At 65.5% G+C, this 10,761-nt stretch carries 11 protein-coding genes; 9 read left to right on the plus strand and 2 right to left on the minus strand.

Annotated elements, in window-relative coordinates; translation table 11 throughout:
* The first annotated feature begins 63 nt into the window (after positions 1–63).
* On the plus strand, positions 64–1,290 hold the full coding sequence (locus AC1RNP_RS13690; protein ID WP_493051818.1) for a D-alanyl-D-alanine carboxypeptidase family protein: 1,227 nt from the start codon (positions 64–66) through the stop codon (positions 1,288–1,290).
* A gap of 82 nt (positions 1,291–1,372) precedes the next feature.
* Here the strand turns inward: AC1RNP_RS13690 and AC1RNP_RS13695 are convergent, their stop codons facing one another.
* A complete protein-coding gene (locus tag AC1RNP_RS13695; RefSeq protein ID WP_493051819.1) occupies positions 1,373–2,323 on the minus strand; it encodes a CsgG/HfaB family protein in 951 nt (316 codons plus the stop codon).
* Positions 2,324–2,437: 114 nt separating this feature from the next.
* Between AC1RNP_RS13695 and AC1RNP_RS13700 the strand changes: the two genes are divergently transcribed.
* The 5 genes from AC1RNP_RS13700 (at position 2,438) to AC1RNP_RS13720 (ending at position 7,987) form a co-directional block, all read left to right on the plus strand.
* Positions 2,438–2,716: a DUF493 family protein gene (locus AC1RNP_RS13700; RefSeq protein ID WP_493051820.1), complete on the plus strand. Its 279-nt coding sequence runs from the start codon at positions 2,438–2,440 to the stop codon at positions 2,714–2,716.
* Positions 2,704–3,390 carry a lipoyl(octanoyl) transferase LipB gene (gene lipB / locus AC1RNP_RS13705; protein ID WP_493051821.1) on the plus strand — a complete coding sequence of 229 codons (687 nt, stop codon included), beginning with the start codon at positions 2,704–2,706 and terminating at the stop codon, positions 3,388–3,390. Before AC1RNP_RS13700 ends, lipB begins: the two co-directional genes overlap by 13 nt.
* A gap of 58 nt (positions 3,391–3,448) precedes the next feature.
* Entirely contained in the window at positions 3,449–4,468 is a 1,020-nt protein-coding gene (lipA, locus tag AC1RNP_RS13710; RefSeq protein WP_493051822.1) for a lipoyl synthase, read from the plus strand.
* Between the two features lie 264 nt (positions 4,469–4,732).
* Positions 4,733–6,919, plus strand: a complete 2,187-nt coding sequence (locus AC1RNP_RS13715; protein WP_493051823.1) for a carboxy terminal-processing peptidase — start codon at positions 4,733–4,735, stop codon at positions 6,917–6,919.
* Between the two features lie 222 nt (positions 6,920–7,141).
* On the plus strand, positions 7,142–7,987 hold the full coding sequence (locus tag AC1RNP_RS13720) for a methylated-DNA--[protein]-cysteine S-methyltransferase (RefSeq protein ID WP_493051824.1): 846 nt from the start codon (positions 7,142–7,144) through the stop codon (positions 7,985–7,987).
* An 18-nt stretch (positions 7,988–8,005) separates the two neighbouring features.
* On the opposite strand, the gene AC1RNP_RS13725 is transcribed toward AC1RNP_RS13720, so the two are convergent.
* Positions 8,006–8,500, minus strand: a complete 495-nt coding sequence (locus tag AC1RNP_RS13725) for an Lrp/AsnC family transcriptional regulator (RefSeq protein ID WP_493051825.1) — start codon at positions 8,498–8,500, stop codon at positions 8,006–8,008.
* Positions 8,501–8,654: 154 nt separating this feature from the next.
* On the opposite strand from AC1RNP_RS13725, the gene yedA reads away from it, so the two are divergent.
* The 3 genes from yedA to AC1RNP_RS13740 form a co-directional block, all read left to right on the plus strand.
* On the plus strand, positions 8,655–9,584 hold the full coding sequence (gene yedA, locus AC1RNP_RS13730; protein ID WP_493051826.1) for a drug/metabolite exporter YedA: 930 nt from the start codon (positions 8,655–8,657) through the stop codon (positions 9,582–9,584).
* Between the two features lie 8 nt (positions 9,585–9,592).
* On the plus strand, positions 9,593–10,495 hold the full coding sequence (gene rarD, locus AC1RNP_RS13735; RefSeq protein ID WP_493051840.1) for an EamA family transporter RarD: 903 nt from the start codon (positions 9,593–9,595) through the stop codon (positions 10,493–10,495).
* Between the two features lie 59 nt (positions 10,496–10,554).
* A partial coding sequence (locus AC1RNP_RS13740) for a hypothetical protein (protein ID WP_493051827.1) occupies positions 10,555–10,761 on the plus strand: 207 nt, incomplete at its 3' end.

The following is a 10,761-nucleotide window of genomic DNA, read 5'->3' on the forward strand; positions in this document are numbered from 1 at the left end:
TAATGCTTTATTCAATTTGGCGTCGAGTCTGGCGCTGTGATCGTCTTTGGAGTTTCGTTGTCGATGAAAACCGCCGTTGTCGCACGTGGTGCGCTGCTCGCCGCATTGTTCACTTCCGCCGTCGGCCTGGCCGTCGCCCAGACGCCACAACCGGCCGCCAAGCCCGCGGCCACGACCGCGCTGAGCGATAACCTGCCGATCCCGCCCGCGCCGGCGCCGAAGGTCTCCAAGGCCTGGGTGTTGCTGGATTACGCCACCGGGCAGGTGCTGGCCGGCGAGAACGCCGACCTGCGCGTGGAACCGGCCAGCATCACCAAGGTGATGACCTCCTACGTGCTGGCCGCCGAACTGAAGGCGGGCAAGATCAAGCGCGACGACCAGGTGCTGATGAGCGAGAACGCCTGGCGCACCGGCGGCGCCGGCACCGACGGCAGCTACAGCGGCTTCGAGGTCAACAAGACCGCGCCGCTGATCGAGATGGAAAAGGGCATGGTGGTGCAGTCGGGCAACGACGCCGCCATCGCGCTCGCCGAACATGCCGCGGGCAGCGAAGGCGCGTTCGCCAACCTGATGAACGCCTATGCCCAGCGCATCGGCATGAAGAACTCGCACTTCGTCAACGCCACCGGTCTGGCGGCGGAAGGGCATTACTCCACGGCGCACGATCTGGCGCTGCTCGGCCGCGCGCTGGTGCGTGATTATCCCGAGGCCTACAGCTTCAACAAGATCAAGGAATTCAAGGTCGGCGCGATGAATCCGCAGACCAACCGCAACCTGCTGCTGTGGCGCGACCCGAGCGTCGACGGCATCAAGACCGGCCACACCTCCTCCGCCGGCTACTGCCTGATGGCCTCGGCCAAGCGCGGTGACCAGCGCCTGATCAGCGTGGTGATGGGCGACAGCAGCGAGAACCAGCGCGCGGTGGATTCGCAGGCGCTGCTCAACTGGGGATTCCGTTTCTACGAAACCCACAAGCTGTACGACGCCAACAAGGTGATCTCCAAGCAGCACGTGTGGAAGGGCCAGACCGAGGAAGTGCAGCTCGGCGTGGCGCAGGAACTGCTCGTCGGCATCCCGCGCGGCAAGTACGCGCAGCTCAAGCCGACCATGGACGTGCCCAAGACGCTGGTCGCACCGATCAAGAAGGGCCAGAAGGTCGGCACGGTGAAGGTGGCGCTGGCCGGCAAGGTGATCGCCACCGCGCCGCTGGTCGCACTCAATGGCATCGAGGAAGCCGGATTCTTCGGGCGCCTGTGGGATTCGTTCTGGATGTGGTGGGATTCCGAATAATCCCTTTCACGCATCGCGTGCAAAACTGCGCGCAAACAAAAGGCCGGCATTGCCGGCCTTTTGTGTGTCATGACGAGGGATCTCAGCGCGAGAGTTCGATCAGGTTCGAACTGACCCAGCCCTTGTTGCCGAGTTCGTCCTCGACTTCCCACATCGCGCCGTCCTTGTTGCCGGTGGGGTAGAGCATCATGCCCGGATCGAGGTCGCGCACCGCGCCGCCCTTGCCGCTGGACTGCTTGAGCAGGCGGCCGGGCTTGTTCACGGTCACGGCCTGCTGCGCGTTGGCGGCGGAGGCGTTCTCGGGCAGGCCGCCCAGCTCGGCGACGAGGTCGGTGTAGGCCTGCAGGTAGGCCATGGTCATCACCTGGCCGATTTCGGTATTCGAATAGCTCGACACGCCCACGCCGCCGGCGAGGGTATTCGACAGCCAGCCCGAGCCGCTGCCGCTGAAGCCGATATCGGTCTTGGTGGCGTGGCCCTCGGCCATCGCCAGTTGCTCGGAGGAGCGCATGTCGGTGACGGTCAGCAGCACGTCGGCGGTCTTCTTCTTCAGGTCGATCCCGCCCAGGATGCGGCCGGCACGGCCTCCGAGCAGCCCGCCCAGCGCGCCGCCGATGCCGGTGCCGCCAGCGTCGGAATTCTTGGAAATCAGGTCGGGCACCAGGGCGTAGTCGGCCGCCTTCATCTGGCCCTTGCCGAGGTTGGAACGGTTGCGCAGCTCGCCGCTGGAGGCGAGATCGCGCTCAGCCTGCATCGCCGCCAGGCCCTTGCCGCGGTCGACCAGGGTGAAGCACTTGGACTTGTTGACGAACAGCTTGATCAGTGCGGCCGGCGATTCGAGCTGGTAGGAGGACCACCAGTGGTTTTCCGGCTCGAGCACGGTGATCGTGCCCAGTTTCTTGCCGCAGGTCGGGATCTGCGTGGTCTTCTCGGCGCGCTCCTGTTGCGCGCTCTTTCTGGCGAAGGCGTCCTGGCTGGTGAGCAGCAGACAGCAGCACGCGATGGCCAGCGCGTGGCCAGTGAAGGTTTTCATTCTGTTATCCCTATGCTTCCAATGAAAAAAACGAACGATCTGTTCAACTTCCTGTTGCCCGCGAACCCTGGCGCGATCTTGGGATCGCGCCCCCCCTGGCCGCATAATCGGGGCATGAACATCATATCCGATAACCCCGAGCACGGATTCCAGTTCCCGGGCGAGTTCGAGATCACCGCGATGGGCGCGGCGAGCGCCGGACTGGAGACGGAAATTCCCAGGCTGCTGACCGCCGCCGGCATCGATGTGCTGCATGAAACCATCAGCTGGCGTGAGTCCAGCGGCGGCAGATTCGTCTCGGTGAAGCTGCGCTTCCGCGCCGACAGCCGCACCCAGTACGAGGCGGCGCACGAGGCCCTGCGCGCGCACCCGGAAGTGAAATGGACGCTGTAGGCGGCATCGGAACGGAGTTGCGCCCCGCCGTGGTCCGTGACCTCGGCCGGCAGCCCTACGAGCCGGTCTGGCATGCAATGCAGCGTTTCACCGATGCGCGCGGCGAGAGCACGCCGGACGAGTTGTGGGTGGTCGAGCACGACCCGGTATTCACGCTCGGTCAGGCCGGCAAGGACGAACACGTGCTGATGCCGGGCGAGATTCCGGTGCTGCACGTCGATCGCGGCGGCCAGGTCACCTATCACGGGCCGGGGCAGATCGTGGTCTACCCGCTGCTCGACCTGAAGCGCCTGAAAGTGGGCGTGCGCGACTATGTCACCCGCATCGAACAGGCCATCATCGACACCCTGGCCACCTGGAACATCCATGCCGAACGCCGCGACGGCGCGCCCGGCGTGTACGTGAACGCAGCCAAGGTCGCCGCCCTCGGCATCCGCGTGCGCCGCGGCTGCACCTTCCACGGGCTGGCGTTCAATGTGGCGATGGATCTGGAACCGTTTCACCGCATCAACCCCTGCGGCTACGCCGGGCTGCAAGTGACCTCGGTGCTAGACTTGGGTGGACCGTCCGGCCTGGACGCCGTCAAGGCGCCTCTGCTGGCCGAGCTGGGCCGCCAGTTCGGGCTCGAACTGCACGCCGAGCCGCGATTGCCCGATCTGTCGCAAGCCGCCTGAGCAAGCTGCCAACCCTAGGCCGCCGACACCAGACGGCGCTTTGCATTCCGAGATTCCGATGAGCGAAACCACTCCCCGCGCGATCCCTCTCCAAGTCGTTTCCGCCGATGCGGCGCCGCAGGCCGGAGCGCTTCAGGCTGGCGTGAAGCAAGTGGCCGGCGACAAGATCGCGCGCTCGCCGGTGCAATTCGTCGACGCCCCGGTGCTGCGCAAGCCGTCGTGGATCCGCGTGCGCATTCCCAGCAACGGCGCGGTGGCCGCGCTCAAGGCCAAGCTGCGCGAGAACCGGCTGGTCACGGTCTGCGAGGAAGCGAGCTGCCCGAACATCCACGAATGCTTCGGCCACGGCACTGCCACCTTCATGATCCTCGGCGAGGTCTGCACGCGCCGCTGCAGCTTCTGCGACGTCGCCCACGGCCGTCCCAAGCCGCCCGATCCGTTCGAGCCGGTGAATCTGGCCAACACCATCGCCGACATGGGGCTGAAATACGTGGTGGTGACCAGCGTCGATCGTGACGACCTGCGCGACGGCGGCGCCCAGCACTTCGTCGACTGCATCGCCCAGATCCGCGCCAGGACGCCGAACACCAAGATCGAGATCCTCACGCCCGACTTCCGCGGCAAGGGCCGCATGGAGCGCGCGCTGGAAATCCTGGCCACCAACCCGCCGGACGTGTTCAACCACAACGTCGAGACCGTGCCGGACCTGTACCGCAACGTCCGACCCGGCGCCGACTACCAGTGGTCGCTGACCCTGCTGCAGCAGTTCAAGCGCCAGCATCCGGAGGTGCCGACCAAGTCCGGCATCATGCTGGGCCTGGGCGAAACCATGGAGCAGGTGCAGGACACGCTGCGCGACCTGCGCGCGCACGACGTGGACATGGTCACCATCGGCCAGTACCTGCAGCCCAGCGCGCACCACCATCCGGTGCTGCGCTACTGGACGCCGGAGGAGTTCAAGGCGCTGGAGACCTACGGCATGTCGCTGGGCTTCACCCACGTCGCCTCGGGGCCATTGGTGCGCTCCTCCTACCATGCCGACCGGCAGGCCGCCGAAGCCGGCGTCGCCGCCGCCTGAGCCTGAATGGGAGCGGGGCGAGGCCCCGCCCTAGGGCGGTCCGCCTACGTTTCATTCACAACCGCTCCAATCGCCGCGGGTAGAGTGGGCCGGCACGCAACTTTCGACCTGTTGCGTCGTCCAAACCGAACCCTATAGTGGTGACATTGTCCGTGGCGCATTTGATCAGGCCCCGGATACCCCCAGCCCGGTTCCGCCGGGTTTCCAGGGCCGCGGCGGCGCCTCGCACACGTTCGCCGACGCGGTTCATCATCGAGTGAACGCATGAATCTGTCCCGCCCGCTGTCCATTTCCCTGATCGCCCTGGCCCTCTCGGTACCGCTGGTGCTGATGGCGCGCGGTGAAGACAAGGCCATCCCCTCGTCCGCCAGCGCCGATCAGGCCACCACGTCCAAGCTGGTCTACGGACTGCTGTCCGATAGCCGCTACGCGTACCGCCCCGGTTCGCTGGACGCGCATCTGTCGGGAGACATCTTCAAGCGTTACCTCGAAGCGCTCGACAGCAGCAAAGTGTTCTTCACCGCCGCCGACATCGCCAAGTTCGAGCCTTACAAGAACACCCTCGGCGATTCCGTCAAGAACGGCCAGCTCGATCCGGCCTTCGCGATCTTCGCCGTCTACAAGCAGCGCGTGAGCCAGCGCCTCGCCTACGCGCGCGCGCTGCTCAACCAGGACATCTTCGACTTCAGCGGCAACGACCGCTGGTACTACGAACGCAAGGACGCGCCGTGGGCGAAGGACGAGGCCGAACTCGATGCGCTGTGGAAACAGTCCGTGCGCAACGACTGGCTGCGCCTGAAGCTGGCCGGCAAGAAGCCAGAAGACATCCGCAAGACGCTCGACAAGCGCTACGCCAACAATGCCTCGTCGATCGCCCAGCTCGACGGCAACGATGCCTTCTCCAGCTTCCTCAACGCCTACGCGTCCTCGATCGATCCGCACACCGACTACTTCGATCCGCGCGAAGCCGAGCGCTTCAACCAGAGCATGTCGCTGTCGCTGGAAGGCATCGGCGCGCAACTGCAGAAGCAGGACGACGTGGTGGTGATCCGCGAGCTGATCGTCGGCGGTCCCGCCGCGCTCAGCAAGAAGTTCAAGCCGGGCGATCGCATCGTCGGCGTCGGCCAGGGCACCAGCGGCACGATGGAAGACGTGATCGGCTGGCGTATCGACGACGTGGTCGAGAAGATCAAGGGCAAGAGCGGCACGCAGGTGCGGCTGGACATCGTGCCGGCCGAAGCCACGCTCGACAGCAAGCCGGTACGCGTGGTGCTTACGCGCGCCCGCATCCGACTGGAAGAGCAGGCGGCGAAATCTCAGATCCTCGATCTGCCCGCCGGCAACGGCGAACCGCAGCGCCGCATCGGCGTGGTCAAGCTCGAAGCGTTCTACCAGGATTTCGACGGCCGCCGGAAGAACAACGGCGACTACGCTTCCGCCACGCGCGACGTAGCGAAGCTGCTGCAGCAGTTCAAGGCGCAGAAGGTCGATGGCGTGGTGCTGGACCTGCGCAACAACGGCGGCGGTTCGCTCAACGAGGCGGTGGAACTCACCGGCCTGTTCATCGACAAGGGCCCGGTGGTGCAGGTACGCGAATCCGGTGGCCGCGTCGGCGTGGACAGCGACGACGAGGGCGGCGTTTCCTGGGACGGCCCGCTGGCCGTACTGGTCAATCGCGGCTCCGCCTCCGCATCGGAAATCTTCGCTGGCGCGATCCAGGATTACGGCCGCGGCCTGGTGATCGGCGAGACCACTTTCGGCAAGGGCACTGTGCAGAATCTGGTTGATCTCGACCGCTGGCCCGGCAACGAACAGAAGCGCTACGGCCAGGTGAAGCTGACCATCGCGCAGTTCTTCCTGCCCGGCGGCAGCAGCACGCAGAACAAGGGTGTGGTGCCGGATATCCAGTTCCCGGTGATGGTCGATGCCTCCAAGTTCGGCGAAAGCACCTACGACAACGCCCTGCCGTGGACCCGCATCGCCGGCGTGCCGCACACGCAGTACGGCAACTTCGCGATCCTGCTGCCCAGGCTCGATACCTTGCATAAGGCGCGCGTGACGAACGACAAGGAATTCCAGTGGGTGGAGGAAGACGTCGCCGAATTCCGCGCCGAGGAAGCGAAGAAGTACATCTCGCTCAACGAGGCCGAGCGCCGCGCCGAGCGCGATCGTCAGGACACCAAGCGCAAGTCGCGCCAGGAACAGCGCAAGGCGCTCGGCCTGCCGCTCGATCCGCTGGCCGACGATGCCGCCGACGACGGCCTGACGTACAGCGAACGCGACATCGCCAAGGACGCGGCGCGCGAGAAGGCGGCGGAGAAGGCTCCCGATCCGCTGTTGCGCGAATCCGCGTCGATTCTCGGCGATGCGATCCAGCTGCTGCACAACGATCGCACCCTGGCCGGACAGGTGTTGCCGGAAGCGAAAACGCCGGGACATTGGGCCGACTGATCGCTTTTCCTTCCCCCTCGGGGGAAGGTGCCCCGAATGGGCGGATGAGGGCGGGAAATCACGAGCCGATCAACGCTCCATGACAAGTCATTCGGCGCCCTCATCCGGCGCTTCGCGCCCCTCAGCCGCTTGAAGCGGCTTCGATCTCCCGGAGGGAGAAGGGAAAGTGGAACAGCAAGAATCGGATAGCGGGCGCCTTGGGCGCCCGTTATCGTTCATGCCATGGACAAGACTGACGACAAACTGGAACGCGCCCGCAAACTGCTCGAAGGCGACGATCTCTCGCTCGCCGAGCTGGCCGGCGCGGTGGGCCTGAGCGCTTCGCATCTGCAGCGTCGTTTTCGCGCGCAGTTCGGACTCAGCCCGGCCGAATACAGCGCGCAGCGCAAGCTCGAACTGCTGAAGGCCGCCTTGCGCGAAGGCGACGACATCAGCGGCGCGCTTTACGACGCTGGCTACGGCTCTCCCTCGCGCGTGTACGAAGGCGGCGCGGTCAAGCTCGGCATGACACCCGCGCGCTATCGCGCTGGTGGCGCCGGCGAGGCGATCCGCTGGAGCGTGATCGACACCGCGTTGGGCCGTGCGCTGGTCGCCGCCACCGAGCGCGGGATTTGCATGGTCGAGGTCGTGGCTTCCTCGGGCGGCGATGCCGAACTCGAAACGAAACTGCGCACCGAATTCCCGAATGCGAATCTCGAACGCGTCGATGCCGGTCGCGACGAATTCCTCGCCCCGCGCGTGCGCGCGGTGGCGGACGCGCTCGCGGGCAAGCGCACGCAGGTGCCGGTCGATCTGCTCGGCACGGCATTCCAGAAGCGCGTCTGGGATGCGCTGATGAAAATCCCGGCCGGGCAGACGCGCAGCTACGCCGAAGTGGCGGCGGGGCTGGGTGAGCCGCGCGCCACGCGCGCGGTCGCCAATGCCTGCGCGCACAACCGCATCGCGGTGATCGTGCCGTGTCATCGCGTGATTCGCGGTGACGGCTCGCTCGGCGGTTATCGCTGGGGCCTGCCGCTGAAGGATCGCCTGTTGCAGCGCGAGCACGCTGGCCGCGGCAATGCGGTTTGATGCTTCGCCGGGGCGGTCTTATTTGCGCCGGCGTGGCGGTGGCCGGGTCGGCAGCTGCAGGCCCAGCTTCACCGTGTCGAACACGAACCGGGTGTCGTAGCGCTTGATGTTGCCCTCGTCGTAGAACAGGCGCTCGGCGACTTCGCGGCAATGGGCGATGCTGGTGGTGGCGAGGATCACCAGATAGTCCCAGTCGCCGGCCAGCACGTAGCACTGCTGTACTTCCGGCGCGGCGCGCATGCGGGCGTGGAAGGCGGTGTGCTGCTTGGCCGATTCGCGCTCCAGCGTCACCAGCACGGCGGCCAGGGTGAGATTGCCGAGTTGCGCGGGATCGAGCACCGCCACCTGACGCAGCAACCCGCTCTTGCGATAGCGCGTCAACCGGCGCTGCACGGCGCTCGCCGACAGGCCGATCGCGTCGCCGAGCGTCGACAGCGTGGTGTCGGCGTCGCGCTGCAGCAGCTCGAGCAGCTTGTGGTCGAACTCGTCGAGAAGCGGAGGTGACGCTGCCATGAATCGTCCTCAAGCCAGCTATGCAAAATTTTCGCGTTTGGATGCACGAAATTTCAAGCACTGTGCTTGCTGCCCCGCTAGTCTGCACCCATAGAGCTGTTGAAACCGATCGTGCGCCGCACGGCTCCCGCAGCTCCGACTCTGGAACCCCCACATGCCAGCCTCTTCTGACTCCGCCATGCCGCGCGGCCTAGCCGTCGCGTTCGCGCTCGCCGCCGTGTACGTGGTCTGGGGGTCGACCTACCTCGGCATCCGCTTCGCGCTCGAAGGCGGGTTTCCGCCATTGCTGATGGCGGGGACGCGCTTCCTGATCGCCGGCACCTTGATGTATGCCGCCCTGCGGATGCGCGGCATGCCGGCGCCGACGCCGCGGCAGTGGCGCAACAGCGCCTTGATGGGCGTGCTGCTGCTCGGTGGCGGCAACGGGCTGGTCTGCATCGCGGAGCAGTCGGTGTCGTCGGGCTTGGCCGCGATGGCGGTGGGGTCTGCGCCGCTGTGGATCGGCCTGTTCTCGGCGATGCGCGGACAATCTCCCACGCGCATCGAATGGTTGGGACTGGGCATCGGTTTCGTGGGCGTGCTGTGGCTCAACGCCGGTGGCAGCCTGACGGCGACGCCGTGGGGACTGGTGGCGCTGCTGGTCGCTTCGATGGTGTGGGCATTCGGTTCGGTGTGGAGCCGGGGCCGTGATCTGCCGACGCCTTTCATGTCGGCGGCGGCGCAAATGCTGTGCGGCGGCGCGGTGATGCTGGTGGTTGGATCGCTGCTGGGCGAACGCTTCACGGCGATGCCCACGCCCAAGGCGCTGGCATCCGTGGGTTACCTGCTGCTGTTCGGCTCGCTGGTGGCGTTCTCTGCTTATGTCTGGCTGCTGCAGAACGTGCGACCGGCGCTGGCCGGCAGCTACGCCTACGTCAATCCGGTGATCGCGGTGATTCTCGGCGCCTTCCTGGCGGCCGAACGCTTCACCGCCCATGATCTTGGCGCGATGGTGGTGATCCTGCTCGGTGTCGTCGCGATCACGCTGGGCAAGGCGCGCGCGCGGAAGCCGGCGCCGCAAGCGGCTTCCGAGGAAACCGCGTGACGCCCTCGATGGCTCTCGATCGTCGCGGCCTGTGGACCGCGGCCGCTTCCTTCGTGCTGTGGGGCTTGATGCCGTTGTACTGGCACGCCCTGAAGGCGGTGCCGTCATTGCAGATTGTGCTGCACCGCGTGGTGTGGAGCACGATCCTGGTGGTCGGCTGGCTGTGCTGGAAGCAGGGCATGCAATGGTGGCGCGCGTTGCTGTCGCAGCCGCGCGTCGCCGGTTTGCTGTTGCTGAGCGGGTTGCTGATCGCGTTCAACTGGAGCCTGTACATCTGGGCGGTGAACGCGGGGCATGTCGTGGAGACGAGTCTCGGCTACTTCATCAATCCCTTGCTCAACGTGGTGCTGGGCGTGCTGTTGTTGCGCGAGAAGCTGACGTCGGCGCAGTGGCTGGCGGCGGGGATCGCGACGATTGGCGTGCTGTGGCTGACGTTCAACTACGGCAGTTTTCCGTGGATCGCCTTGGCGCTAGCTGGTTCGTTCGGCTTGTACGGGCTGGTGCGGAAGGTGGTGGCGGTGGATTCGATTCCCGGGCTCGGGGTCGAGAGCCTGTATCTGTTCCTGCCTGCCCTCGTGCTGCTGGTGTGGAGCGAGACGCACGGGGCCGGACAGTTCTTCTCCGCCGGCTGGGGCACCGGAATGGATGCGCTGCTGGTGCTGGCGGGCGCGCTGACGGCGTTGCCGTTGATCGGGTTCGCTTATGCGGTGCGGCGGGTGCCTTATTCGATCATCGGGTTGATGCAGTACATCGCGCCGACGTTGCAGTTTCTGATTGGTGTGTTTGTGTTGCACGAACCGTTTGATGACAATCGGTTGATTGGGTTCGTGTTTATTTGGGTGAGTTTGGTGATTTTCGCGGGTGAGGGGTGGTGGCGGGCGCGGCGGCGAGTGGTGGTTGGGGCGGCGTAGCTTCTTGCTCGTCATTCCGGCGGAAGCCGGGTGTTTAACAGCCGAATGGCTGGTCATCTATGGGCTTTGCCGTTGGTTTTGCTCGTCATTCCGGCGAAAGCCAGAATCCAGTTTTTGGCGTGATCGTCGTCCCAGCGAAAGCTGGGATCCATTTGGCTTTTGCTGTTGTTGTTGCTTGTGAAGAGCAAGAGCGTTTCGTCCGCTACGCGGCCGAGTTCATTTCTTTTGATAAGCGTCAAAAGAAACGAACCAAAGAAAAACGCTTT

Source organism: Luteimonas sp. GW821-FHT14E02 (assembly GCF_058803905.1).

Excerpts from the sequence above, each read along its gene's own strand:
- AC1RNP_RS13690 (WP_493051818.1), top strand. The coding sequence starts at position 64 with ATGAAAACCGCCGTTGTCGCACGTGGTGCGCTGCTCGCCGCATTGTTC.
- AC1RNP_RS13695 (WP_493051819.1), bottom strand. The coding sequence starts at position 2,323 with ATGAAAACCTTCACTGGCCACGCGCTGGCCATCGCGTGCTGCTGTCTG.
- AC1RNP_RS13700 (WP_493051820.1), top strand. The coding sequence starts at position 2,438 with ATGAACATCATATCCGATAACCCCGAGCACGGATTCCAGTTCCCGGGC.
- lipB (WP_493051821.1), top strand. The coding sequence starts at position 2,704 with ATGGACGCTGTAGGCGGCATCGGAACGGAGTTGCGCCCCGCCGTGGTC.
- lipA (WP_493051822.1), top strand. The coding sequence starts at position 3,449 with ATGAGCGAAACCACTCCCCGCGCGATCCCTCTCCAAGTCGTTTCCGCC.
- AC1RNP_RS13715 (WP_493051823.1), top strand. The coding sequence starts at position 4,733 with ATGAATCTGTCCCGCCCGCTGTCCATTTCCCTGATCGCCCTGGCCCTC.
- AC1RNP_RS13720 (WP_493051824.1), top strand. The coding sequence starts at position 7,142 with ATGGACAAGACTGACGACAAACTGGAACGCGCCCGCAAACTGCTCGAA.
- AC1RNP_RS13725 (WP_493051825.1), bottom strand. The coding sequence starts at position 8,500 with ATGGCAGCGTCACCTCCGCTTCTCGACGAGTTCGACCACAAGCTGCTC.
- yedA (WP_493051826.1), top strand. The coding sequence starts at position 8,655 with ATGCCAGCCTCTTCTGACTCCGCCATGCCGCGCGGCCTAGCCGTCGCG.
- rarD (WP_493051840.1), top strand. The coding sequence starts at position 9,593 with ATGGCTCTCGATCGTCGCGGCCTGTGGACCGCGGCCGCTTCCTTCGTG.